At 58.5% G+C, this 26148-nt stretch carries 16 protein-coding genes and 1 pseudogene; all 17 read left to right on the top strand.

The annotated features are described in order from the left end of the window. Nucleotides 1-3: 3 nt before the first annotated feature. The 17 genes and pseudogenes from tssF (at nt 4) to ACXAH8_RS14680 (ending at nt 26143) form a co-directional block, all read left to right on the top strand. Nucleotides 4-1881: a type VI secretion system baseplate subunit TssF gene (gene tssF / locus ACXAH8_RS14760; protein ID WP_170461487.1), complete on the top strand. Its 1878-nt coding sequence runs from the start codon at nt 4-6 to the stop codon at nt 1879-1881. Beyond that, the gene (gene tssG, locus ACXAH8_RS14755; protein ID WP_475219569.1) at nt 1845-2915 is read left to right on the top strand and encodes a type VI secretion system baseplate subunit TssG; all 1071 of its coding nucleotides are present in this window, start codon (nt 1845-1847) and stop codon (nt 2913-2915) included. The genes tssF and tssG overlap by 37 nt, the downstream gene beginning before the upstream one ends. 2 nt (nt 2916-2917) lie before the next feature. After that, a complete protein-coding gene (tssH, locus tag ACXAH8_RS14750; protein WP_475219568.1) occupies nt 2918-5635 on the top strand; it encodes a type VI secretion system ATPase TssH in 2718 nt (905 codons plus the stop codon). Between the two features lie 53 nt (nt 5636-5688). Then, complete coding sequence (locus tag ACXAH8_RS14745) at nt 5689-7233, top strand: hypothetical protein (protein ID WP_475219567.1); 1545 nt, start codon at nt 5689-5691, stop codon at nt 7231-7233. An 84-nt stretch (nt 7234-7317) separates the two neighbouring features. Beyond that, nucleotides 7318-8535: a hypothetical protein gene (locus ACXAH8_RS14740; RefSeq protein ID WP_170549437.1), complete on the top strand. Its 1218-nt coding sequence runs from the start codon at nt 7318-7320 to the stop codon at nt 8533-8535. Between the two features lie 57 nt (nt 8536-8592). Then, nucleotides 8593-9450 carry an ion transporter gene (locus ACXAH8_RS14735; RefSeq protein ID WP_475219725.1) on the top strand — a complete coding sequence of 286 codons (858 nt, stop codon included), beginning with the start codon at nt 8593-8595 and terminating at the stop codon, nt 9448-9450. Continuing rightward, nucleotides 9443-9943: pseudogene (gene tssB, locus ACXAH8_RS14730) on the top strand (type VI secretion system contractile sheath small subunit); the annotation flags it as partial. The gene ACXAH8_RS14735 and the pseudogene tssB, both read left to right, overlap by 8 nt. A gap of 27 nt (nt 9944-9970) precedes the next feature. Further along, entirely contained in the window at nt 9971-13732 is a 3762-nt protein-coding gene (locus tag ACXAH8_RS14725) for a type VI secretion system contractile sheath domain-containing protein (RefSeq protein WP_475219724.1), read from the top strand. A 34-nt stretch (nt 13733-13766) separates the two neighbouring features. Then, nucleotides 13767-15869: a type VI secretion system Vgr family protein gene (locus ACXAH8_RS14720; protein ID WP_475219566.1), complete on the top strand. Its 2103-nt coding sequence runs from the start codon at nt 13767-13769 to the stop codon at nt 15867-15869. A 12-nt stretch (nt 15870-15881) separates the two neighbouring features. After that, on the top strand, nt 15882-16493 hold the full coding sequence (locus ACXAH8_RS14715; RefSeq protein ID WP_170702362.1) for a DUF6931 family protein: 612 nt from the start codon (nt 15882-15884) through the stop codon (nt 16491-16493). 2 nt (nt 16494-16495) lie between these two features. Beyond that, on the top strand, nt 16496-16801 hold the full coding sequence (locus ACXAH8_RS14710) for a PAAR domain-containing protein (protein WP_170467447.1): 306 nt from the start codon (nt 16496-16498) through the stop codon (nt 16799-16801). Between the two features lie 10 nt (nt 16802-16811). Continuing rightward, the gene (gene tagH, locus ACXAH8_RS14705) at nt 16812-18239 is read left to right on the top strand and encodes a type VI secretion system-associated FHA domain protein TagH (RefSeq protein WP_475219565.1); all 1428 of its coding nucleotides are present in this window, start codon (nt 16812-16814) and stop codon (nt 18237-18239) included. A gap of 39 nt (nt 18240-18278) precedes the next feature. After that, nucleotides 18279-19619 (top strand): type VI secretion system baseplate subunit TssK, encoded by a 1341-nt coding sequence (tssK, locus tag ACXAH8_RS14700; protein ID WP_475219564.1) that lies wholly within the window; start codon nt 18279-18281, stop codon nt 19617-19619. 98 nt (nt 19620-19717) lie between these two features. Further along, on the top strand, nt 19718-21169 hold the full coding sequence (icmH, locus tag ACXAH8_RS14695) for a type IVB secretion system protein IcmH/DotU (RefSeq protein WP_475219563.1): 1452 nt from the start codon (nt 19718-19720) through the stop codon (nt 21167-21169). Continuing rightward, complete coding sequence (tssM, locus tag ACXAH8_RS14690; RefSeq protein WP_475219562.1) at nt 21169-24738, top strand: type VI secretion system membrane subunit TssM; 3570 nt, start codon at nt 21169-21171, stop codon at nt 24736-24738. The genes icmH and tssM overlap by 1 nt, the downstream gene beginning before the upstream one ends. Continuing rightward, on the top strand, nt 24738-25424 hold the full coding sequence (gene tagF / locus ACXAH8_RS14685) for a type VI secretion system-associated protein TagF (RefSeq protein ID WP_170720171.1): 687 nt from the start codon (nt 24738-24740) through the stop codon (nt 25422-25424). The genes tssM and tagF overlap by 1 nt, the downstream gene beginning before the upstream one ends. Next, a complete protein-coding gene (locus tag ACXAH8_RS14680) occupies nt 25421-26143 on the top strand; it encodes a protein phosphatase 2C domain-containing protein (RefSeq protein WP_170659069.1) in 723 nt (240 codons plus the stop codon). The genes tagF and ACXAH8_RS14680 overlap by 4 nt, the downstream gene beginning before the upstream one ends. Nucleotides 26144-26148 lie beyond the last annotated feature (5 nt).

Below are 26148 nucleotides of genomic sequence, written 5' to 3'. Positions count from 1 at the left end.
GCGATGGATACACGGCTTCTGAAACACTACGAAACTGAACTCGCCTTCCTGCGTGAAATGGGGGCAGAGTTTGCCAATGCCTACCCCAAGATCGCCTCGCGACTAGGGATGGAGGGGATCGAGGTTGTCGACCCCTATGTCGAACGTCTGCTGGAAGGTAGCGCGTTTCTGGCGGCTCGGGTTCAACTGGAACTGGACATGCAGTTCCCGACTTTCACGTCGAACCTGCTCGAGATTGTATATCCGCATTACCTGGCCCCGACACCGTCGATGATGGTGGCGCAGATGGAGCCTGACATCGGCAACGCCGCGCTGAAAGAAGGCTACCCGATCCCGCGCGGCACTACGCTACGCGCGCGTTTGGCCGAGGGCGAACAGACCGCGTGTGAGTTCACCACTTCCTCGGACCTAACCCTCTGGCCGATTGAAATCACCGAAGCCGAGTACATTGACGGCCGGGGAGAGCTGGTGGCTGCCGGGGTGGCGCGCGACACTGACGCGCGCGCTGGTATTCGCCTGCGTTTGAACCGCACCGACGGTGAACCGATGGCCGAACTGGGAATGGACAGCCTTGTGATGCATCTGGATACCCAGAGCGGCAAGGCTTGGGCCCTGCATGAACTGCTGGCCACCCAATGTGTTGGGCTGACGGGCCGCTCGACGGACCGCCGCGCGGACTGGACCACCCGGCTGACGACTGCGGATGTCGTGCCCAAAGGGTTTGACGCGGATGAGGCTCTGTTGCCAACCCCGCGCCAGTCCTTCGACGGTTATCGCCTACTGCAGGAGTATTTTGCGATGCCGGAACGGTTCCTCTTTGTGGAACTTACTGGCTTGCGGCCCGCGCTTGAGAAATCGGCGGGCACGGATGTGGATATCTACATCCTGTTGCAGGACGGGATGCGCGATGTTGCCCCCGCTGTGACCCCTGCGGCCTTTGCGTTGAACGCGGTGCCTGCGGTGAACCTGTTCCACCGCCGCTGCGACCGGGTGCACATCACCCAGATGGACACGCAGCATCATGTGGTGCCCAACCGTACTGCGGGTCTCGACTATGAGATTTTTGGGATTGAACGTGTCACCGGCATTCAATCGGATGAAGAGGGGGATATTCCTTTCCGCCCTTTCTATAGCGACACTGACCTGACGGCTGCGGGCGACAATCACTCGGCTTATTACACGATCAAACGCCGGATGCGGCAGCGTAATGAAAAGGAACGGCTGCGGGGCGTGCGGACCTCGTATCTGGGGTCTGAGGTTTACCTGACTTTGGTTGACCGGGCGCAGGCGCCTTATCCCGGATCGTTGGAGCAATTGGCGGTCGAGGCGCTGTGTTCGAACCGCGATTTGCCCCTCTTGCTGGCCGCAGGCGGCGATGACGTCTTCCACCTGCCTGACGGTGGTCCGGTAAAGACAATCCGGACGCCGGTCACACCCACGCGCCCACACGCGACCTTGGCGCAGGGTGATGCTGCGTGGAAGCTGATCAGCCACCTCAGCCTCAACTACCTGTCCATTGCGGGCGACGGGAAAGAAGGCGGGGCGGGCGCTTTGCGCGAGTTGCTCGGCATCTATGCACCGCTCGGCAACCGCGTGACCGAGAAACAGCTTGAAGGTGTGGTCTCAGTCTCTAGTCGCCCCATCGTCCGCCGGATGAGCGACGAGGTCCTCAGCACGGCAGTGCGCGGGTTAGAGATCACGCTGGGCTTCGACGAAAGTTTCTACGAAGGCACCAGCGTCTATGTACTGGGCGCTGTGCTCGAGCGGTTTTTCCGCAAATACACCACGATCAACAGCTTCACGGAAACCGTGCTGAAAACCGAACGACGAGGAGAGATTGCCAGATGGCGACCAGCGGCCGGACTGGGCAGGATCATCTGAGCCTGCTGGCCGCGCTGGCGGCTGATCCTGAAAGGCATCATGTCTTTCAGGCCTTGCGGGTGATCGAAGCGCATTATGCGGATGCGCCGCGCCTGGGTGAATCGCGTCGCCCGCGCGAGGATCGCGTGCGTTTGGGGCAGGATGTCTCACTGGCCTTTCCGCCCAACACGCTGACGCGGTTTGAACCGGCGACCGACGGCGCGCCGGGCAAGCTCAACAATCTGTTCTTTGGCTTTTTTGGTCCGCAAGGCCCTCTGCCTCTTCACCTGACTGAGTTCGCCCGCGACCGACAGCGCAACCACCGTGACCCGACCTTTGTGGCCTTTGCCGATATGCTGACTCACCGGATGATGAGCCTGCTCTATCGCGCCTGGGCCGCGGCAGAGCCTGCCCCCAGCTTTGACCGGGGCGATGATCCGTTTGAACAGCGCGTGGCGGCTTTGGCTGGGTTCAAGGGCGAAGGCTACAGCGACCGCGATGCGATGCCAGACATGCTGCGCCGTTTCTTTGCGGGGCATCTGGGGTCGGGGACGAAAACGGTCGAAGGCCTGATCGCGATCCTGTCGGATTATTTCGGGGTTGATGCGCACGTGCAGCAGTTCGTCGGCTCGTGGTTGGAGCTGGAGCCGGACGACACTTGGCAGCTCGGCTCTCCAGCGCGATTGGGGCAATCCACCAGCATCGGCAACCGCGTCTGGTCGCGCGCAGCCAAGTTCCGCATTCGCATCGGGCCTCTGTCGCTTGAAGACTACAAACGCCTGTTGCCCGGCGGCGTTTCTCAGGAACGGATGGAGGCGATCATCCGCACCTATGCCGGTGACACGTTGGATTGGGAGGTCAATCTGGTGCTGGCCGGTGATGAGGTGCCGCGCGCCTCGCTGGGTGGAACGACGCAGCTGGGTCATACCAGCTGGATAAGAACCCGCGATGATCCTGAACAGAACCGCCCGGATGCGGACGATCTGATCCTGTATCCCGGATATGTATCACAAGAATTCGAGGCCGAAGAACTGGCTCACAACGAGAGGTATTGAAGATGACGGAAATCAGCCGCGTATCGCTGTTCGGCAAGCTGAACAAGCTGGGCTATCAGGCCATCGAAGGGGCCACCGTGTTCTGCAAGATGCGGGGCAATCCGTATGTCGAAATTCAGCATTGGCTGCATCAGATTCTGAACGGTCAGGACAGCGACATTCACCGTATCATTCAGCACTATGATCTGGATCCCGGCAAGATAGCATCGGAGCTTACGCGCAGCCTGGATATGCTGCCGCGCGGGGCGTCCTCGATCTCGGATCTGTCCGATCATCTGATGGACGCGATGGAGCGCGGTTGGGTCTGGGGCTCGTTGCTGTATTCCGACAGCAAAGTGCGGACTGGGTATCTGATCCTCGGCATGCTCAAGACGCCTGCTTTGCGCAACATCTTGGCCAGTATGTCGCCGGAACTGGCCAAGATCGGGGCCGATGATTTAGCCGACAGCTTTGGCGAGGCCACCGATGGCTCGCCCGAGGATACGCTGGGCGCGCAGGATGGCTCGAACGTGGGTGGCGGAGCGGAGCCCGGCGAGGCCAGCGGCGCGATGGCCCCCGGCGCGATGGGTAAGGGCGAGGCGCTGGAGCAGTTCTGCACCGACCTGACCGAACAGGCCCGCAATGGTGAGATTGATCCCATCGTGGGTCGTGATGAAGAAATCCGTCAGATCGTCGACGTGCTGATGCGCCGCCGTCAGAACAACCCGATCCTGACCGGTGAGGCCGGTGTTGGTAAAACGGCTGTGGTCGAAGGCTTTGCCCTGCGGATTGCGCGGGGCGATGTACCACCTGCTCTGAAGGACGTCCGCCTATTGGTGCTGGATGTTGGTTTGCTGCAAGCGGGTGCATCCATGAAGGGTGAGTTTGAAAACCGCCTGCGTCAGGTGATTGACGAGGTTCAGGCCAGCCCGACTCCGATTGTGATGTTTGTCGATGAGACTCATACGTTGGTCGGGGCAGGGGGCGCTGCCGGGACCGGCGACGCGGCCAACCTGCTGAAACCGGCGCTGGCGCGCGGTACGTTGCGCACAATCGGCGCGACCACATGGGCCGAGTATAAGAAATATATCGAGAAAGACCCGGCTCTGACCCGCCGTTTCCAAGTGGTGCATGTGGAAGAGCCCGATATTCCAAAAGCGGTTCTGATGATGCGCGGTATCGCCTCGATGCTGGAAAAACACCACCGCGTGCAGGTGCTGGACGAGGGGATCGAAGCGGCAGTGACCCTGTCCGCCCGTTACATCCCGGCGCGGCAACTGCCGGACAAATCGGTCAGCTTGCTGGATACGGCTTGTGCGCGGGTCGCGGTATCTCAGCACGCGGTTCCGGCCGAGGTGGATGACAGCCAGCGTCGGATTGAAGCTCTGACCACAGAGTTGGAGATCATCGAGCGCGATGAGACTGCAGGCTATGACGTCGCCGACCGTCGCGAGGCCGTGAATACCGCGAAAGAGGCGGAAGAGGCGCGGTTGGCCGAACTCAACGGGCGTTGGGAGGCTGAAAAGAAAGTGGTCGAAGAAATCCTCGACCTGCGCGCCAAGCTCCGCGCTGGCGGGCAAGAGGTCGAAGGCACCGGCACTGCCGAAGGCGAAGCCGCGACCGAAGAGGCTCCGGACGCACAGCCCATCGACCGTGAGGCACTATTGGCCGAACTAAAAGCCAAGAACGCCGAGTTGGAAGAAGTGCAGGGCGATAGCCCATTGATCCTCCCCATCGTCGATCATCAGGCGGTGGCGAGCGTTGTTGGCGACTGGACCGGTATCCCCGTGGGCCGCATGGTCAAGGATGAGATCGAGACCATTCTGAACCTCGAAAACCGTCTGGCCCAACGTGTGATTGGCCAGGACCACGCGATGAAGATGATCGCCAAGCGGGTTCAGACCAGCCGCGCGGGACTCGACAATCCGAACAAGCCTATCGGGGTGTTCATGCTCGCAGGCACCAGCGGTGTCGGTAAAACCGAAACCGCTCTGGCCTTGGCCGAGGTGCTGTATGGCGGCGAACAGAATGTCATCACCATCAATATGTCCGAATACCAGGAGGCCCACACTGTCAGCAGCCTGAAAGGCGCCCCTCCGGGCTATGTCGGCTATGGTGAAGGTGGCGTGCTGACCGAAGCGGTACGGCGCAAGCCATACTCGGTCGTGCTGCTGGATGAGGTCGAAAAGGCCCATCCTGACGTGCATGAGATCTTTTTCCAGGTCTTCGATAAAGGCGTCATGGAGGATGGCGAGGGCCGCGTGATCGACTTTAAGAACACGCTGATTCTGCTGACTTCGAATGTCGGCACCGAGATGATCATGGACATGTGCGCCGATCCGGATCTGATGCCCGATCCGGAAGGCATGGCTAAGGCGCTGCGCGATCCGCTGCTCAAGGTATTCCCGCCAGCGCTGTTGGGACGTCTGGTGACGATTCCCTACTATCCGCTCAGCCCCGAAATGCTGGGCGAGATTACAAAGCTACAACTTGGGCGAATCAAAAAGCGCGTCGAATCTGCTCATGGTGTACCATTCGAATACACCGACGCCGTGGTGGACGAGATCGTCAATCGTTGTCAGGAGCTGGACAGCGGTGGTCGTATGATCGACGCGATCGTGACCAATACAATGCTGCCGGATATATCGGCAGAATTCCTTAAAAGAATGATGGAGGGTGAAGAAGTTTCCAAAGTCGTGATCGACGTCACAGACGGGGACTTCACTTACGGGTTTGATTGAGCGCAACGCATGATGCGTCTGACCGAGAAAGGGGACACTTTATGAAGGCGACTATGACACCGGAACTGGATCAGAAATGGTGGTCCAAGAACAAACCGAAGCTGATGAAGAAAACCGGCCTGGGCGATGCTTTGAAAGCATACCAGGTCGCCGAAGATCAGATGGATTGGGACAAGACTTTGAAAGCCTTGTCCAACGTCAAGCGCAAGGTGGCCGAGGCTGTAAAGCTCGCAGGCAGCAAGCACTCGGATACTGTGACAGTCCTGAAAAAGTACCCCAAGATAATCGACAAGAAAGAAAAGGAACTCGAGGAAAAGAAAAAGGATGCAGCGGCTCGGGCTAAGTCGGCCTCGAGTGATGCGCCCAAGCAGAAACTGGGTAAGTCGGTTGTCATCTGGAAGAAGGATCTGGGCACCGAGATTACCAAGAAATACAAGCCCGACTGGCTGAAAGAGCTGAAGGGCTATGCGTTCCAGTTGAAGCTGAACGATGATCTTCTGGATGTCCTGGAAGATGAAGGCGACTACGTCACGCCTCAGCAGATGGTGGATGACGCCAATGCGGTGACTGACAAACTGGTTGCCTTAATCGCCAAAGAGCTGATGGCGACGGATGCGGCGATCAAGAAGGCCAGCGACGCAAAGAAACGCGCGGCGTTGATCAAGGGGTTCGACGACAAGCTGGCGACCATCATGAACGGTGCTAAAAAGCACTATGAGTCGATCCCGGCCAAGCGCTGGCAGGCCTTTGTGAAGCGCAAGCAGCAGTACAAGGACTATAAGGTCAAAACCGGCTTTGACATCACGCTTGGCGTGTTGGGTGTCGTCGGTGGGGCCGCAGGTGTGGCAGGTGCGGCCGCAACAGGCGGCGCGTCGCTGGCCTTGGGGATCGTCTCGCTGGTGCGGGGCGTTGCGCAACTGGCTGATAAGATTAAGGACGCTGCGCAAGAGGCCGAGAAGGTCGAAAAGAACCTCAAAAGCGATCTGGACACGCTCCTCAAGCGGTATCGCACCGCGGAAGGCGAGGCCAAAAAGCAGGTTCAGGGCGGTGCCGAGGTTGGTGCCTCAGTCCTAAAGGGTATTTTGGGCACCGATACGCCATTCCTGGCCACTCTGCCAAAATGCGACAAGAACTATGGTCTGTGGCAAAACAAAGTCGCCGGGCTTGAAGTTGGCGGGCGCAAGCTGTCTCAGGCGATCATGAAAGGTCTGCAGGAATGCGACAAGCTTGAGAAAGCAATGAAGCAGGCAGACGCGAAGAAGGCCGGTAAGTATCTGGACAAGCTAAAGAAAGCCCGTGCCTCGTTGCAGAAGGGTCTGGACGGGTGTTCGGATATGATGAAGCGGGTCTCGGACGCGGATAAGAACGCTCCGAACCTCAAGAAGATGCTGGATGCGCTGAACTCGAGCAATCCGAAATACGCGCAGATCTTCGACAAGGTATTCCCGGTTGTCGTCAACCTGACGCTTGCGGGTGCAAATGCTGGGGTTGGCTTCAAGGAAGCGTCGAGCACGCTCGACACAGTCAACACGGCACTTGGGCTGTTCAACGACATTGCCTCGGAAGGCAAGGATCAGCTGGAAGAAGCGATCGGCTAAGCGGCGGGGCGGCACCCGTGGCCCAAAGCCACGTGGCGCCGACCTCATCCGGCAGGAACGAAACGGAATATAGGCGCGAAAAAAATGGCAAAGCAGACAGTTACACCTCACAAGTTTTACGTGGTCGATCTCATCCGGTCGAAGCCCAAGCTTCAGTATATTGAGATCCCCAGCTACCGCGTTGACGTCAAATTCGAAGTCACGGCCAAAGGTCCGGTGCCGTCGACCACGCTGAAACGTCTTGAAGCAGCCGGTATGAAAGAGCTGGAGCGCTATGAGACGGTGATCAGTCAGGAGGCGGTCAAGCTCGACAAGAAAGTCGCCGAGCTGATGAAGACACCGGGTCAGAAATCTCAGGCCGAAGCCGAGAAAATGATCCAGGCCACCAACCAGATGATCAAGAACGCCCTGCGGTCGGCCGAAGGGGCCGCCCAGGTGGCGATCGAAAAGCAGATCAAGGTTGAGGCGAACAAGGACAAACTGCTGAAAGAAGCGCGGGTAAAGACCACGCTGAAGGTGACCGCGGGTGTGATCAAGATCGGCACGGCTGTCACGCGGCTTGTGGCGACCTCGGGTGCGGATGTCATGGCCTACAAGACCATTGTCAAACAGGTCTACGACCTTGGCAAAGAGGTTCAGCAGCAGTTGAAGGGCGAAGAAAAGCTGCGCAAGGATTTGGAAGGCGCCATCCAGAAATACATCAAGCTACGCGGCACCTCGATCATGCAGGCGGCTGAACGGCAGGGTATCACGGACACTTCGGGTATCTCAGTCAAGAAACCGATGGAGGCGATCAAGAAACTGACCGCCAAGGCCCTCGCCATGGGGGATGAGGTCACCAAGGGCCGGGACGCCAAGAAGATCGCCAAGGAAATCGCGGATTTCGCGATCAAGGGCTATCAGGTCTATCAAAAGGACTCGAACAAGAAACGCGCGCTCTATCGTGAGCATACGACGAAAACGCGCCACAAGGTCGATGATCTGGGCAAGGCCGCTGACAAGCTGATGAAGGCTGCGAAGTCGCAGAAAACCCTGAAAGAGGGCGTCAAGCTCGGGGCTGAATGCATGGCCGTCAAGCGTGAGGCCAGCGCCATGGCCGCCAAGCTCGAGGAACGTCAGAAGTTCCTGGCCGAGATGGAGGCTCTGATGGAAGGCAACGGTCTGAAAGTGGATGACACCACGATCATGGATAAGCTGAAGAAGCTGGACAAGATGACGGTTCTGAAAGAGACCAAGACAATGTTTACCTCGGTCAAAGGGGTCTACAAACTGGTGGACGGAATCAGCGACGTCGTTGGTTAAACACGTAAATCTTCGGGTGCGGATCGCCGTGCCCGACACCCAAAGCAACAGGAGGTGTTGGTGGAACCCGGTATCGAGAAGAGCGAAACGCTCCGCGACACCGTGCGCGAGTTTGTCGAGCGTAAGGCTGTGACCAACACCATTCTTGGTGTGATCATTTTCAACGCGATCACGCTGGGGCTATCAACCTCTCCTTCGGTTCAGTCGAGTATCGGCCCGACCCTGGTTGTGATCGACAAGATCGTGCTGGGCATTTTCGTGGCCGAGCTGTTGATGAAATTTTATGCCTACCGGTTGAGCTTCTTCAACAACGCCTGGAACATCTTTGACCTTGTTGTTGTTACGCTCGGCTTGCTGCCCAACCGCGACGGGCTGTCCGCGCTGCGTGGGTTGCGCGTCATCCGGGCGATGCGTTTGCTATCGGTCATCCCGCAGATGCGGGCTGTGGTCCAGGCCTTGCTGGACGCGCTGCCGGGGATGGGCGCGGTGATCATCATGATCTCGATCGTGTTCTACGTTTTCGCCGTCATGGCGACTTTGATGTACGGCCCCGATTTCCCGGAATGGTTCGGTTCTTTGGGTAAATCGCTCTATTCGCTGTTCCAGATCATGACGCTGGAAAGCTGGTCGATGGGCATCGTCCGTCCAGTGATGGAGGTTCATCCCACCGCTTGGATTTTCTTCGTACCGTTCATCGTTATCACTGCATTCTCGGTTCTGAACCTGTTCATCGGTCTGCTGGTCAACACCATGCAATCCGCAGTGGAGGACGAGTCGGTTGAAGAGTTCTCGCACCTGCGCGAGCTGGTGCGCAGCGAGACTGATATCGTAGACGATCGCGTCAAGGAACTGTTGGTCGAGGTTCGCGCCCTGCGGAGCGAAGTGGCCGAGTTGAAAGGCCAGGCCGATGGCTGACAGCTCTCAGAAATTCATCGCTCGCAATCGGGCGCCGCGCGTTCAGATTGAATATGACGTTGAGCTCTACGGGGCCGAGAAGAAAGTACAGCTTCCTTTTGTCATGGGTGTGATGAGCGATCTCTCCGGCAAGTCAAAGGTCGAAACGCCCGCAGTCTCGGATCGCAAATTCCTTGAGATTGATGTCGACAATTTCGACGACCGCATGAAGGCTATGGCCCCGCGCGTTGAATTTGCCGTACCCAATACACTGACGGGTGAGGGCAATCTGGCCGTCGATTTGACATTCGAGAAGATGGCCGATTTTACCCCGGCCCAGATCGCGTCAAAAATCGAGCCTCTGCGTAAACTGCTTGAGGCCCGCACGCAATTGTCGACCTTGATGGCCTATATGGATGGGAAGACCGGGGCCGAGACGCTGATCGAAAAAGTGCTGGCCGATCCGGCCCTTCTGGGCGCGCTTGCGGGCAGTACGCTCCCCGAGCAGGACAATGAGGCCACGTTGGACGCATTGCGGGATATGATGCCCGAGGATGCGCCCGCCGACAGTTCGGTGGAGGATGCGCTTGCGTCTTTGCCCGAGGTTGAGATCGCCGAGGCGCAGGATCAATCGGCTGAAATCCTTTCCGATCTGGCAGCTGCCGCTCCCGCGGCTGCGCCGGAAGATACGGCCGTCGCGGATGCCTTGTCCTCTTTGCCTAGCTCGGTTGAACCGGAGGCGCCTGTAGATGACAGCGCAGATGTCCTGTCGAATCTGGCGGCGTCCGCGCCTGAGGACGCGGCTCAGGATACCTCTCTCTCGGACGCTTTGTCTTCGCTGCCCGAAACCGAGGTTACTGAGGTAGCCGACACGTCAGGCGATATTCTCGCGGAGTTGGCCGACGCGGTACCTGCGGATGAGGTTGAAGACACCGCCGCAGATGACATCCTGTCCAGCCTGCCAGATATCGAGCTTACGGTGGAAGAGGACGCGTCGGATGATATCTTGTCCGATCTGGCCAGTTCTGAGCCTGATGATGAGCCCGAGGTTACGTCGGTCGCGGATGCTCTGTCATCTGTTCCAGAGGTCGAGCTGCCCGACGTGTCGGAAGACTCGGCGGATGTTCTTTCTGATCTGGCCGATGCTGCGCCTGAGGCGACCGAGGTTGAGGATGTGACCTCGGATATTTTGTCTGACCTCAGCGATCTGGACACGGAAGAGGTCGAAGACAGCTCTGTGTCCGATGCCCTCGCGTCTCTGCCCGAAACGGATGTCGCGGATGAGGTTGATGGGTCCGATGACATCCTGTCAGAGCTTGCAGATTCCGCGCTGGACATTGAGGTCGAAGAGGGCACGCTCGGCGATGTTCTCGCCTCAGTGCCCGAGGTTGAAGCCGCATCTGAGACGGATCAGAGCGATGACATCCTCTCTGAACTGGCCGATCTGGAACTGGAGGAGAATGGAGAGGACGGCGCACTGGACGCGGCGCTTTCATCGCTTCCGGATGCAGATGAAGAGGCCGAAGAAGATCATTCGGACATTTTGTCCGACCTCGCCGACACTGCTCCAGAGGAGGCGGCGGACGACGTGGATCTGGACGGTCTGTTGGATGATCTGGCGGAGAAGGCTCCCGATGAAGCTGATGAGCCTGCTGCGGATGACATACTCGCCTCGGTGCCCGCTCTGGACAGCACGAATGACGCCGATCCGTTGGAGGACATCCTAGGTGATCTGGCCAGCGAGGATCAACCTGATCCAGAGGCAGATGCGTCCGATCTGGATGATTTGCTTGCCGATCTGGCGGATTCTGCTGACGAGGCACAGCAGGAGGAAGATGTTCTGGATGACATCCTCGGGGATTTGGTGGAACCCGAAGCTGATGAGGTCGACGAAGCCGACGTAGAAAATGTTCTTGCGGATTTGGCGGAAGAGCCTGACGGCGATCTGGATGATCTTTTGAATGACCTTGGGTCGGATGAGGATCCATCTGCATCAGGTGATGAAGCGGGCGATGATCTGGACGATCTTTTGGGCGATCTCGAAGAGACCTCAGAAGATACTTCGGACGATCTGGACGCGCTTTTGGGTGATTTGGAATCCGAGCCGGACAGCGATGCCGCTTCAGACGATCTTGACGCCTTGCTGGGTGATCTTGAAGGCGGTGATGAGACCGAAGACGTGGATACAGATGATCTGGATGCGCTTCTGGCGGATCTTGGCGACGATGTTGAGGATGAAGATACCGGCGGGGATGATCTGGACGCCTTGCTGAACGATCTGGGGTCGGACGAGGACAGCGCGCCAGAGGAGGGTGCAGCGGATGATCTGGACGCTCTGCTGGCGGATCTTGGCGATGATGAGAGCGGTTCAGACGACCTTGACGATCTGTTGAACGATTTGGGTGCAGATGACGACAGCGAGGCCTCGTCGGACGAAGCAACAGATGACTTGGACGCCTTGCTGGGCGATCTGGATCTGGACGATGAGGGCGGATCTGATGATCTGGATGCTCTGCTGAGTGACCTCGATGCCGTTGACGCGTCAGGCGACACAGCGGAATTGGACGACGAGCCGCAATTGGCATTCGGCCGCATGAGCGCAGATCGACCTGACCCGGAACGGCTGAAACGCACCCGATTCCGGATCGCGATCTTTGGCGATTTCTCTGGCCGCGCGGCGCGTGGGCAGATCGAGACTGGCGACGCCCTAGCCGCACGTAAGCCGATCATTCTGGATCCCGATACGGTCGAAGAGGTGATCGAGGGGTTCGCAACCGATCTCGTGCTGCCGATTGGCAAGGACGGTGCCGGGATCCAAGTGAAACTGAAAGAGCTGGACGATCTACATCCCGACGAACTCTATGAAAAGGTCGAGCTGTTCGATGGCCTCTCGGGTCTGAAAAGCCAGCTGAGCGCGGGTGGGACTGCAGATCACGCCGCCAAACAGCTGATCGGTTGGGGGGAAGAGTTCGGGCAGGCGGTTGTGCCGCCACGCAAATCCTCGGGCGGCAACACGGTTCGTGCTGACCTTAAACTCAGCGATTTTCAGAAACTTATCGGCGATACATCAGGTGAACTGGCACAGGCCTCACCCGTTGATGACCTTTTGAAACGCGTGGTCGGTCCGCATATCCGCAAACTGCCCAGCCCCGATGTGCAAGCGATGCAAAAGGCTGTGGATGAGGCGCTGAGCGCGGCCATGCGGATGGTTCTGCATCACCCGGAATTCCAATCCGTTGAAGCACAGTGGCGCAGCCTCGATCTGATTGCGCGTAGCGTTGAGGATGACGATACGCTCGACGTGGTTCTGTATGACGTCTCGGCCGAAGAGATCGCGGCAGATTTGGCCGCCGAGGAAGATCTGGCAAAAACCGGTCTGGTACGATTGCTGACCGAAGAGCCGCTGGATGAAGAAAACGGGCGCGGTGGGTATTCAGCACTGATCGGGCTTTATACCTTTGAGGAAACGCCGCCACATGCGGAACTGCTGGGTCGTATTGGCCGCGTCGCGGCTCATGTGGATGCGCCGTTCATCAGCGCAATCACCCCCGCCTATCTGGATGTGAAGCCCGAGGACCGCCACCCGCTGGTAGTCGAAGCCTGGGACACCCTGCGCGCGATGCCCGAAGCCGGGCATATCGGCCTGGCCTCTCCCCGGTTCCTGCTGCGACGGCCTTACGGAGCGAAGTCCGAGCCGATCTATGAGTTCGATTTTGAGGAATTCACCGAGACTGAGGGTCTGCGCGGCATGCTTTGGGCCAATCCGGCGGTTCTGGTGACGATCCTGTTGGCGCGGTCCTTCAAGCAAAATGGCAAGGCGATGAATTTGGGCTCAGTCATGAGCCTGGGTGGTATACCCTTCCATTTCGTCAATGACCGCTACGGCGATCAGGTGGCGCTGCCTTGTACCGAGCGCAATATCACGTTGCCCAAGCACGAACATTCGGTCCAACGCGGCTATATGCCGGTGCTTTCGGTCAAAGGCCGCGATGAAATCCGGCTGGGCTCGTTCAACTCGGTCGCGGGGCAAGAGATTCTGGGCCCGTGGTCCGGTATGCCCGCGCCTGCGCCGTCGCCGGATGTGCCTGCTGCGCCAGAGGCTGATGAGGATGACGACCTGGATTTGGATCTGGATCTCGATACAGGCGATGACGATGATTTCGACCTAGATCTGGACCTCGGAGATGACGACAGCGGCGATCTTGATGATCTTCTGGCGTCATTTGGCGACGATGATGACGGTGACGATAGTGATGATGAAGATATGGACCCCGAACTTGCTGCACTGCTGAACGATTTGTGACGGCGCGGTGAACGAGAATTGGAAGGAACGGTAAATGGCTGAGAGTCTGCAAAGTAAAGAGTGGCCGCTTCGGATAACGGGGTCGTATAGCTATGGTGAGGATGATCTTGTCATCAGGCGGGCCGTCGTCTCGGAAGAGCTGGGAAAACTGACCGAAATTCAGGTCGAATTCCTCTCGGAAAAAACAACGATTGCGTTGGACAAGCTGCTGGGCAAGGTGATGACCATCCATCTGGCCGCTGACGGAGCCGAGCGTAAATTCACTGGCACCATCGTGAGGGTGGAGCGGCTGGCCCTGCGCGATGGCTATGTGCAGTTTCTGGCCGAATTGCGCCCCTGGTTCTGGCTGCTGACGCAGACCACCGACAGTCGCATCTTTCAGGAAATGACTGCCGTGCAAATCATCGAAAAGATTTTCGGTGAATACGGGCTCACGGATTTCAGGAAAAGCCTGCGCGCCACTTACCAGCAGCGCGAATATTGCGTGCAATATCGCGAAACAGATTTCGACTTTATCTCGCGCCTGATGCAGGAAGAGGGCATCTACTATTATTTCGATTACACGAATGCCAAAGACAAGAATGAGACACTGGTCATGTGCGACGGACCAAACGCGCATACGCCGATCGCCGGGGACGCAAAGGTCGAGTTCCGGGGCGGAGATGATTACAGCCAACGTCTTGGTGACTCTGTAACCGAATGGGCCGCGTCCGAGACGATCCGGCCTGGGGTGGTCTCGCTAGGCGATTTTGATTTCGAGAAGCCCAAAGCGTCACTAGATGCGCGAGCCAAAACGCCGACCGGGGCAAAGCACGGGTTCAAGGACAAGCTAGAGCTTTACGATATTCCAGGTCACTACAAAGAAACCGGGCCGGGCAATACGCTGGCCAAGGTGCGCATGACGGCCGAAGATGCTTTGTTCGACCGGCGGCGCGGGCGGGCTTCGGTTCGGGCGCTGGAAACCGGGCGCAAGTTCACGCTGAAGGATCATCCCGACAAGGCGGAGAATGCGGAATATCTGATAACCAAGGCGCGGTATTTTCTTCAGACCACCGAAGGTTATGGATTTGCCAAGAACGATAAGGATCTGGACACCGGTGCGCTGGAGTTTCCGGAGGACAGCAATGAGATGTTCATGGTCGAGTTTGAGGCCCAGCCCGGCAAAACCGAATTCAAATCACTGCGCACGACCCCTTGGCCAGAAATCTCGGGTCTGCATACGGCCATCGTGACCGGCAAGGCTGGTGAGGAAATCTGGACTGACAAATACGGTCGCATCAAGGTTCAGTTCCATTGGGACCGCGAAGGCAAGAAGGACGAAAAGACTACCTGCTGGGTGCGGGTTGTCACCCCTTGGTCCGGTAAGAACTGGGGTATGGTCAGCATCCCTCGGATTGGGCAGGAAGTTGTCATCCAGTTTGAAGAGGGTGATCCGGATCGGCCGATCTGCACGGGCATGCTCTACAATGCCGACACCATGCCACCCTATGCCTTGCCTGCAAACCAGACGCAAACTGGGATCAAGACGCGGTCCTCGAAACAGGGCAGCGCCGAGACGTTCAACGAGCTGATGTTCGAGGACAAGAAAGACGCCGAACTCGTGCGCTTTCAGGCGCAGAAGGATCACGAGAAGCTGGTCAAGAATATGTCCACGATTACCATTGGCTATGACAAGCTGGACAAGGGTGGCAATGGCGGTGACGGCTGCCTCAGCCAAGTGGTCAAGAAGAACGTGGATGAGACGATCAAGGAAGGTGACCATACCTTCACCATCGAGAAGGGTAACCAGACGGTCAGCATCAAGACTGACCAGACCGAGACTATCGAGGGCAAGTCCACCCGCACCGTCACCGGCAATCACGCCGAAACGATCAAGGAAGGCGACAAATCCACGACGGTAAAGATGGGTGACATTCAGGTCGATGCCAAAATGGGCAAGATCACAATGACCGCAATGAAGGCGATCGAATTGAAGGTTGGTGGCTCATCGATCAAACTGGACCCGACAAGCATTACGATCAAGAGCACGATGATCAAAGTCCAGGCCAATGCCAAGCTGGATGCAAAAAGCCCGATGACGACGGTCAACGGTGACGCCATGCTGACCCTCAAGGGCGGCCTGACAATGATCAACTAAGGGGGCAACGCGATGACAGACCGTTTTTCCGGAATGACCAAAACGCCCCAGATGCCCGCTGCGCGCATGCTGGCCGATGCCAATGCCCGTCTGAGCGTCAAGCTTGAGGCCCCGGCCAGTGCGCCTTTGGATGTGGTGTTGACTGAATTGGAAGAGAAAGGCGCAGTGATCGACATCCTTCGCCTTCTGGGGGTGGCCTTGCCCGCCCGAGAGCGCGTGTGGTGGTCCTGTCTGGCCGCACGGGACTATATCGGCGAGGCCCCGGACAACAACACGCCAGCGCTGGCGGCGTCCGAAGAATGGGTGTTTCGCCCTACGCCTGAAAACCGCGACAAAGCGGGCGCGACGATTGATCTCGCCGAACCAGATGATGAGACGGTAAATTGCGCCATGGGCGTGTTATACTCGGACGGAACTCTGGGTTCGGGTGATTTGGCGAACGTTCCGGCACCTCTCGGCGCGGCCGAAGTTGTGGCCTTTGCGATGAATGTTGTTGCAATGGACAAACATGAAGAGGATTTTGACACCTACGTGCAGTTGCTGATTGACCGTGGGGTCGATATTGCTCGGGGTGGAAATGGTAAGCTGGACCGCGAGAAGGCCAGCGCTGAGACAGAGGAGTAAGCATGGGATTCCCGCAAGCACGAATCTTGGACTTGCATGCGTGTACGCTGCCTGCTCCTCCGCCAGCCCCGCCACCGCCAGCTCCGGTGCCGATGCCGATCATGCCGCCCTGCTGTACGACGGTTCTGGTGGGAAAACTGCCCGCAGCGCGTCTGTCAGATATGGCGACACCGGCATTTCCGCACCCGATCATCAAGGGTTCGGCCACCGTCCTGATCGGCAAGCTGCCTGCCGCCCGTGTAACGGATACCTGCGCTTGTGGTGGTCCGATCATCAAGGGTGAGTTTACCGTACTGGTCGGAGGATGAAGACAAACGAATGACGGTCACTTTGAAATTCCAATCCACCGGCGTGGTGCCGGGCGACGGGCGCCCGGTCTCGATGCAGGGGGGCTCTTTGACCGTGGGGCGTGGGCCGGCCAATGACTTGGTCCTGCCTGACCCTGAAAAGACGCTGAGCAAAAGCCATTTCGTGATTGAAGATCACAATGGAAACGTGGTGATTGTTGATCTGTCGACGAACGGAACTTTTCTGAACTACTCGAAAATACCTCTAGGCCGGACACCGACGCCGCTCAACAATGGCGACGTGCTGGTCGCAGGTGGGTATGAGATGGTTGTCGAAATCGGGGCGGACCTGCCCAGTTTCGAAGAATCGATCCCCCAGCCTGCGCAACAGGCGGGGGTGTCTCCGGGTCTGTCCCAGAACGCGCCGGATCCGATGGCGCTGCTGGACGATGCCGCTCCGGGTGGGGATTTTCTGGATGATCTTTTGGGCGGTGAAGCCAAAGGGCCCGGGCAGATTTCCACGCCCGACCCAATGGATGAACTGCTGCCGCCCTTGGAGGATGATGATCCGTTCTTTGCCAAGCCCAAGGAAGTGCATGCGGATATGGGGGCGAGCGATGCGATGCATAACCCGTCGGCCAGCGATGCGTTTACTGCGCCGTCGGCAGGAGGAGCCAACCTGATCCCTGATGACTGGGACGATGATCTGCTGTCGCCCTCGGGCGGTTCTACCACGGATCCGTTCGCCGCGCCTGAACCGGCGCGACCGGAACCCACCGCACCGCCTCCGATCAAGCCAAAGCCGGGCGGGCAGGCTGATGTTGCTCCGCCCCCCGAACCCGTTGACGCAGAGAAACCCGTTCCGACCGGCGGTGGCGATCAATCCGCTGCCCGTGCCTTGCTGGAGGCGTTGGAGGTCGACGATCTGCGCATCGACGACGCCGATTTGCCTGCCACGATGGGCCGCATGGGCCGTGTGTTGCGGGTGATGATCACCGGCTTGCGGGAAATCCTGATGACCCGCACCTCGATCAAGTCCGAGTTCCGTATCGAACAGACCATGATCAATGCGGGTGGAAACAACCCATTGAAGTTTTCGATCAGCCCCGAACAGGCGATTGAGGCGTTGGTCAAACCGCGTGTCAAAGGCTACCTTGCCTCGGAAGAGGCGACCGAACAGGCGCTGAACGATATCAAGGCGCATGAGGTCGCGATGGTCACGGGCATGGAGGCCGCTCTCAAGGGCGTTCTGGCCCGGCTTGACCCCGAGGTGCTGGCAGGAAAAATTGAAGGTTCCGGCAAACTTGGGTCACTTTTTAAAGGTAAAAAAGCCCAATACTGGGAAGTTTACGAGAAGATGTATGCCGATATCTCGGATCAGGCAGAGAATGACTTTCACGATCTCTTCAGCCGGGAATTCGCGCGCGCGTATAAAGAACAGCTGGAAAAGCTGAAGTAACGCCCCATCGCGGGCGGCAAGAACAAGGGAGGGCAGCCATTGTCCTGGGACAGCAAGGTGCTTTGGACCGAAGGGTTGTTTCTGCAGCCCCATCACTTCCAGCAGGCGGATCGGTATACCGAGGCGCTGGTGGCCGGTCTCGCACGCCGGGTCACGCCTTATGCTTGGGGTGTCAGTGCGTTAGAGATCGATGATGAAGTGCTCAAGGTCGGCCAGTTTGCGTTGAAATCCTGCTCGGGCCTGACGCCGGACGGGCAGGTATTTCGCGTGCCTCAGGCCGAGGATCACCCGCCCGCTCTGGAAGTACCCGAGACGATCAAGGACTGCGTTGTTTACCTGACGGTTCCCCAACGGCGGCAGGGTGCCTCAGAGGTGGATCTGAGCGGGGCCGAACAATCGGTCAGCCGTCTACGCCCGGCCGAGCAGGAAATCACCGATGTGATGAGCCAGCAGAAAAAGCCCGTTACTTTGGGTGTAGGCAAACTTCGCTTGCAGTTCGCACTGGAAGTGGATGATTTGGCGGATAAGTTAGCGATCCCGATTGCTAAGATCATTGAAGTGCGTCCGGACAAAGAGATCATTCTGGATCGCGGCTTCATCCCATCTGTGCTGGACGTACGCGCCGCTGCAGCGTTGGCGGGTTTCATGAATGAGCTTGAGGGGATGCTATCGCACCGCATGCAGGCCTTGGCAGGGCGTCTTTCGGATGGCGGGCCAGCCAAAGGGGCTGCCGAGATTTCGGACTTCCTGCTGTTGATGACCATCAACCGCAACCTGCCTTTGGTGCGCCATTTCGCCAATATAGAGAACGTGCATCCCGAACATGTCTACCGTGTCTGCGCCGCGCTCGCCGGTGAGCTGGCGACCTTCATGAGTACCGAGAAAGAGGCCGTGCTATTCCCGGCCTATCAGCATGACGACCTGACCGCCTCGTTCGCGCCGGTGATCCGAACCTTGCGACAATATCTGAGTTCCGTGTTGGAGCAGACAGCGGTCTCTATTCCGCTGGAGGCGAGGAAATATGGCATCAGCGTGGGCGTGATCGCCGACCGCAAGTTGATCGGCAATGCCGGTTTCGTTCTGGCCGTGAATGCGGATATCCCGGCAGAGGACGTGCGCCGTCATTTCGCCGGGCAGGCCAAAACCGGACCGGTTGAAGAAATCCGTCAACTGGTGAACTCGGCCCTTCCTGGTATCACGCTGCGCCCGTTGCCGGTTGCCCCGCGGCAGATTCCATATCACTCCGGTGTCGTCTATTTCGAACTGGATGCCGCCAGCCCATACTGGGGCAAGATGACCACCTCGGGTGGGATCGCGGTTCATGTATCGGGGCAATATCCGGGACTTGAGATGGAGCTGTGGGCGATCCGCAACCAATAAGAGTGAACGTGATCACTGGCGGCGCCAAAACAATTTGATAGGGCTTGATATGTGGGTCACACTCGTGACGCGGAAGCCTTAGGGGAACAGGTCAAAGAATGTCCGACAAAGATCCATTTGCCGAACCGGACGACACCGATAAGACGGTCATTCGCCCCAATCCCGGTGGGCGACGTCAGGCGGGTGGCATGCCGCAACAGCCGGCTCCGCAGCAACCGGCCGGATATCCCGATCCGATGCAGGTGCCACAGCCCGAGCCCATGGCACAACCGGCGCAGGGCGGCGCGGGATACGGGGTGCCTCAACCCCAGACGCCTCAACCCCAGACGCCTCAATCCCGGCCTGCCTCGGGCGGGGAAGAGGTCGCCACTACCGGTATGAACCGGCTGAACGCCTGCGCTGCATCGCTGTTTTCGTTGATCAGCCGTATTCGCAACCGTGCGCAGCATATGGATCCGGACAAGCTGCGCCAAAGCGTTGTGGCCGAGGTGCGCGCGTTTGAAAATGCCGCTTTGCAGGCAGGCATTGCGGCGCAGACCGTCAAGATCGCACGCTATGCTTTGTGCGCGACTTTGGACGACGTTGTTTTGAATACACCGTGGGGCGGCCAATCCAGTTGGGCGACCCAATCGCTGGTCGGCACCTTCCACCGAGAGACCGTCGGCGGTGACCGCTTCTATGACCTGCTGGCGCGTCTCGAACAGGACCCGGCCAACAATATTGAGCTCCTGGAATTCGTCTACATGTGCCTTTCGCTTGGGTTCGAGGGGCGTTTGCGCGTCGAACAGGGCGGCGCGGACAAGCATATGCAGATCCGTCAGGGTCTGGCGCGGATCATTCGCGCTCAGCGTGGTGACGTGGAACGGGACCTGGCCCCGCATTGGGAAGGGGTCGATAAACCCTACCGCGCCCTCAGTCTTTGGAAGCCGGTCTGGATCGCTGTTGGCGTGACCGCTCTGCTGCTGTTGATCGAATTTGGCGGGTTGTCTTATCTGCTGTCCAACAAGACGGAAAACCTTGTGGGGCAGATGTCGGTGATTGATGCTGGTCGGGTGACAGAGTTGCAGCGTCGCGCGCCGCCGCCTCCTCCGCCACCGCCGCAAGCCCAGCCGCAGGTCGAAAAGGTGGTTGCTTTCCTCCAGCCCGAGATCGACGAAGGGCTGGTTGAGGTCTTTGAGAAGGGCAACACGCTGATTATCCGGATCAAGGGATCTGGCATGTTCGGTTCGGGTTCGGATCATCTGCAGGACAAATTCAAAGAACCGGTGCGCCGCGTGGCCGTAGCCTTGGACGGAGAACCCGGAGGGGTCATCGTGACCGGGCATTCGGACAATGTGCCAATCCGCTCATCGCGCTTTCCGTCCAACCTCGCGCTGTCTCTTGCCCGGGCCAAATCTGTGATGAACCAGATGGCGGGGGAGATTTCCGATCCTGACCGTTTAAGCGCCGAAGGCCGTGCCGATAGCGAACCGATTGCCGACAACTCGACCCGCGAAGGCCGGGCCACGAACCGCCGGATCGAAGTCCTGCTGGTTCAGGAGGAGAACTGATGATCCGCCGCGTTTTAAGATATGTTTTCATGTCGATCTACACCGTGCTGTTCTTCACGGCGACGGTACTGGCTGGGTGTCTGTACTATTTCGGCCCGTGGATCGGCTCGGATGAGTGGCGGCCGCTGGACGGGGTCGGAACCCGCCTAATCTGGTGCGGGGTGATCTATCTGGTCTTCTTTCTGATTGGCGTGACTATCTTCCTGCTGCGTCGACGTCGCGAAAAGAAACTGACAGAAGAGATCACCGAATCCGTCGCCGATGGTGGCGACATGATAGACAGCGAGATTTCCGAGCTTCGCGGCAAACTGAAAACCGCGATGGCGGCATTGCGCAAGTCCAAGAACGGGCGGCGCCATCTGAATGAGCTGCCCTGGTACGTCATGATCGGCCCTCCGGGCGCTGGCAAAACGACGGCGATTGTGAACTCGGGCCTGAACTTTCCGCTGGCAGATGAGCTGGGCAAGACTGCGATTGGTGGTGTTGGCGGCACGCGCAACTGTGACTGGTGGTTCACCGAGAACGCCGTTCTGATCGACACGGCCGGGCGCTACACCACGCAGGAAAGCGATGCCGAGGTCGACAATGCGGCCTGGATCGGGTTCCTGAACCTGCTCAAGAAATACCGCAAGCGGCAGCCGATCAATGGCGCGATGATTGCGATTTCGCTGTCTGATCTGTCCTTGCAGGATGAGGTCACGCAGAAGGAACACGCCAAGGCCGTCCGTCGCCGACTGGAAGAACTTCGTGAAAAACTGGGCGTGCGGTTCCCGGTTTATATCTTGTTCACCAAGGCCGACCTGATCGCAGGTTTTGCCGAATTCCACGACAATCTGGGCAAAGAAGATCGCGAGCAGGTCTGGGGCTTTACTCTGCCACTGGACAAATCGCGCAGCGAACAGTCGCCGGTTGCGGCTTTTGATGAGGAATTCGCCCTACTTCTGGGTCGCCTGAACTCGCAGTCCTTGGAGCGGATGCAGACCGAGACAGACCCGCAGCGCCGGGCTCTGATTGCCGGGTTCCCGATGCAGGTCGCCTCGGTTCGTAAAGTCGCACATGAATTCCTGACCGAGGTGTTTCAGGACAGCCGTTATCAGCACCGCCACATGTTGCGTGGGGTCTATTTCACCTCTGGCACGCAAGAAGGCACGCCGATTGACCGTCTGATGCTGGGCATGGCGCGGACCTTTGGGATCGGTCGTCAGGCGATCGGCTCGGGGCAGGGGTCGGGTCGATCCTATTTCCTCACACGCCTGTTCGATCAGGTGATCTTCCGCGAGGCCGGGTTGGTCAGCGCCGATGACAAGGTGGAAAAGCGCTACAAGATCACCAAATGGGCCTCGATTGCCGCGACTGTTATTGCGGCAGTCACTGTCGGAGCCTTGCTGGTGCGCAGCTTCATGGGCAATACCGATCTGATCGCCGAGGCGCAGGAGGGTGTATCCGCCTATCAGGCCGCCGCTGCGACTTTGCCGCCTAGCCCCGTTGGCGACACCGATCTGGTTCCGGTCGTGCAAGCGCTGAACATGTTGCGTGACCTGCCGGCCAATCCGACGCTTTCGGATCCAGAGCCCGAAACACGTCTGACCTACGGTCTCTATCAGGGCGACGTGATCGGCACACAGGCGGCGCAAACCTATCGCGCCGCGTTGAACCAACGTCTGTTGCCGCGTCTTCTTCTGCGTCTGGAAGAGCAGATGAGCGCCAATATCAACAACCCCGATGTGCTCTATGAGGCGCTGAAGGTCTATCTGATGCTGGGTCTGCAGGGGCCGATGAACCAGGATTTGGTCAAGGAATGGATGAACATTGATTGGAGCGTGTCCTTCCCCGGCCCATCGCGTGAGGAATTCCGTGCGGATCTGAACGATCACCTCGACGCCATGCTGAGCCAGCCGATGCAAGAGATCGCCCTGAATGGGCCGATGGTGGATCAAATTCAGGGTATCCTGTCGGAACTCCCGCTGGCGCAGCGTGTCTATAACGGCATCGTTTCCAGCCCCGCGGCCACAGCGCTGCCGGAGTGGCGGATCACCGAAGTGGGTGGCCCCGCTGTTGGTCGCGTCCTGGTGCGGTCCTCTGGGAAACCTCTGAACGACGGGATCGAGGGTATTTTTACCTACAATGGCTTCAATAACGTCTTCCTTGGTGAGGCGATTGGCGTCGCAAAACGCGTTCAAAAGGAAAGCTGGGTTCTGGGCCCACGTGGTGAGGCTGAACAGACCGAGCAGGCTCTTGCTGCCCTCAGCCGTGATGTTCTGGACCTCTACTACAACGACTACATCGCGCGCTATGACGCCATGCTGGGCGATATCGACATCGTGCCGATGGAAAGCCTCAGCCACGCGGTTGAGGTTACCAATGTGCTGTCAGGTCCAACTTCGCCTATCGTGAATGTCCTGAATTCGATCTCGGATGAGACGAAACTGACCGAAAACCGGTCAATTCTCTCGGGCAATGATGCGATCAGCGAAGGCGTTTCCGGTGCCGCCGCGATTGAGCTGCAATCCGCGACCTCAGCCCAGACACAGATCCTGTTGGAAGCCTTGGCTAAAACCAGTGGTGTCAATGCCGGCGAACCCGTGCAAGCGCCGGGGCAGTATGTCGAGGACCGCTTCGATTGGTTGCATCAATTGGTTGAGCGGCAAGAGGGGCAACCTTCGCAACTGGACATGCTGATGGGGTCGCTGACAAGCGTATATCAGGAGCTGAACAAAATGTCGTTCAGCGGTGTCTCCGGTGGTGAAACCGGGCAGGCTCTACAGCAATTCCAGCAAGAGGCCGCCCGTATTCCCGGCCCAATGGAACGCTGGGCGCTACAGATCATCGATGGCTCGTCCGGGATTACTTCGGATAGTACCCGTTCGTCCATCAACGCGCGGTGGCAATCGACTGTTCTGCCGTTCTGCGAGCAGGTTGTCGGGGATCGCTATCCGTTCAACCGCCGCTCGGGCGCGGATGTCGCGATGGGTGACTTTGGCAAGTTGTTCGGCCCGCAAGGTCTGATCGACTCATTCTTCAATGAAAACCTCGCCAAACATGTGGATATGCGCACGCGGCCATGGTCGTGGAAGTCCGGGGTCAATGCGACCGATCTGGGCATCAGTCAGGCGGTTCTGACCCAGTTTCAAAATGCCGCCGAGATCAAGGAGGCATTCTTTGCCGCAGGCCCGCAACCGCAAATCCAGTTCCAGATCATGCCCGAGGCGCTAGACCCAAAGGCCAAAGGCGTCAAACTTGAGATTGATGGCCAAGTGCTGGAGTTCAAACATCGCGGTGGGCTGCCCTCACCCCTCGCTGTGACATGGCCTGGCTCGGTTGGGCTGGCGCGCGTCAGCTTTGAGCCGGAAAAGCGCAATATCGAAAGCGTTCTGTCCAAGGACGGCCCCTGGGCTTGGTTCCGTCTGCTGGACGCGGCCGAGGTAAGGCGCACCAATGTGTCTGACCGTAAGAAGGTGATCTTCAATGTCGGTGGTCGCATCGCAATCTTCCAGTTGCAGTCAGGTTCGGTCATCAACCCGTTCGCCCTGCCAGCGCTGCAGAAATTCAGCTGCCCCAAGTCATTCTGATGCAAACAGGCGGGTTTGGTGCATTCGGCAAGATGCCCTCGGTCGGAGACTTCTTCCGCCTCGGGGTGTCACAGGCGTTTGTACAGCCGTGGGATGAGTGGATTCAGCGCAGCATGTTGGTTGCGTCAGAAACCTTGGCAGAGGCGTGGGATTCCCACTACATGTCTGCTCCGATCTGGCGGTTTTGCCTGTCTCCGGGGCTAGCCGGGCCGCAGAAAATGCTGGGGGTTCTGATGCCTTCGGTGGATCGGGTCGGACGGCGGTTTCCCTTGACCTTGGTCGCTGGTGTGTCGAACGAAGGGTCTGCCGCGCTGGCGCATTTCCGGGCGGCTGAGGTCTACCGACAGCTTGAAGATCTGGCGCTTGCCGCGCTCGAAGATGACATGACCCGCGACAAGCTGGCCGAAGGTCTGGCCGCTTTGCCAGCTCCAACGCAGCAACCGACGGCGCCGGTGCGCGCCCATGGGAACACGATGGTTCTGACCCGCGGGGAAATTTCCGACAGCTTGTTGCCTGATCTGGCGGCGGGGTTGATGTCGCAAAGATATCGCACCCCAAGCGTTTGGAGCACCGAAATTGGCGGCGTCCCCCGAATGATGATCTGCGAAGGTTTACCGGATGGGGCAAACATGCAAGGCTTGTTCAACTTACACGCCGCATTGTGGACCGAGGCACGACCAATATGAATTCAAGTCACCGCGTTCGGTACAGTGCACGCAGCCATGTGGGCCTAAGGCGTAAGGTCAACGAAGACGCGGTGCTAGCGCTGCCCGAGGAAAGCCTATGGTTGGTGGCTGATGGAATGGGCGGGCATGACGCGGGAGACTATGCCAGTCGATTGGTCGCGGATATGGTTGCCGCAATCCCGCCCGGTTTGGCCCCAGCAGATAGGTTGACCGCATTGCGGGACGCAATCCAGCGCGCCCATGCCGTGATCCGACAAGAGGCAGATGCCCGAGGTGGCGGCACGATTGGTACGACGGTTGCGTGCATGATGCTGGCCAATGGGCACTTTGTCGGGCTTTGGGCTGGGGATAGCCGTATTTATCTGCTGCGTGAGGGCAAGATCCAGATGCTTAGCACCGATCACTCGGTCGTGGCGGATCTGGTTCTGGCCGGTCAGATGAGCTGGGACGAGGCAGAGCAGCACCCTCAATCCAATGCGATCACACGGGCCGTGGGCGTTGGGGATGTTCTTGAACTGGACAAGGTCCGTGGCGAAGTTCAGCCCGGCGATCGTTTTCTGATCTGCTCAGACGGCCTTAGTAAATACGCGACGTTCCCGATGTTGGAGAAAGCGCTGTCGGATATGCCGATCGAGACCGTCTCGGATCAGTTGATACAGGTCGCGCTGGATGGAGGCGGGGCCGACAACATAACCGTGATTGTTGTCGACATCCTTTAATTTCA

The sequence above is a fragment of the Ruegeria sp. ABV3_008 genome, assembly GCF_056161185.1.
Note: the sequence above shows the minus strand (reverse complement) of the source record. Positions and strands in the feature narration are given on the sequence as shown.

Excerpts from the sequence above, each read along its gene's own strand:
- tssM (WP_475219562.1), top strand. The coding sequence starts at position 21,169 with ATGATCCGCCGCGTTTTAAGATATGTTTTCATGTCGATCTACACCGTG.
- ACXAH8_RS14720 (WP_475219566.1), top strand. The coding sequence starts at position 13,767 with ATGGCTGAGAGTCTGCAAAGTAAAGAGTGGCCGCTTCGGATAACGGGG.
- tagH (WP_475219565.1), top strand. The coding sequence starts at position 16,812 with ATGACGGTCACTTTGAAATTCCAATCCACCGGCGTGGTGCCGGGCGAC.
- tssH (WP_475219568.1), top strand. The coding sequence starts at position 2,918 with ATGACGGAAATCAGCCGCGTATCGCTGTTCGGCAAGCTGAACAAGCTG.
- ACXAH8_RS14680 (WP_170659069.1), top strand. The coding sequence starts at position 25,421 with ATGAATTCAAGTCACCGCGTTCGGTACAGTGCACGCAGCCATGTGGGC.
- ACXAH8_RS14725 (WP_475219724.1), top strand. The coding sequence starts at position 9,971 with ATGATGCCCGAGGATGCGCCCGCCGACAGTTCGGTGGAGGATGCGCTT.
- icmH (WP_475219563.1), top strand. The coding sequence starts at position 19,718 with ATGTCCGACAAAGATCCATTTGCCGAACCGGACGACACCGATAAGACG.
- ACXAH8_RS14715 (WP_170702362.1), top strand. The coding sequence starts at position 15,882 with ATGACAGACCGTTTTTCCGGAATGACCAAAACGCCCCAGATGCCCGCT.
- ACXAH8_RS14745 (WP_475219567.1), top strand. The coding sequence starts at position 5,689 with ATGACACCGGAACTGGATCAGAAATGGTGGTCCAAGAACAAACCGAAG.
- tagF (WP_170720171.1), top strand. The coding sequence starts at position 24,738 with ATGCAAACAGGCGGGTTTGGTGCATTCGGCAAGATGCCCTCGGTCGGA.
- ACXAH8_RS14710 (WP_170467447.1), top strand. The coding sequence starts at position 16,496 with ATGGGATTCCCGCAAGCACGAATCTTGGACTTGCATGCGTGTACGCTG.
- tssF (WP_170461487.1), top strand. The coding sequence starts at position 4 with ATGGATACACGGCTTCTGAAACACTACGAAACTGAACTCGCCTTCCTG.
- tssG (WP_475219569.1), top strand. The coding sequence starts at position 1,845 with ATGGCGACCAGCGGCCGGACTGGGCAGGATCATCTGAGCCTGCTGGCC.
- ACXAH8_RS14740 (WP_170549437.1), top strand. The coding sequence starts at position 7,318 with ATGGCAAAGCAGACAGTTACACCTCACAAGTTTTACGTGGTCGATCTC.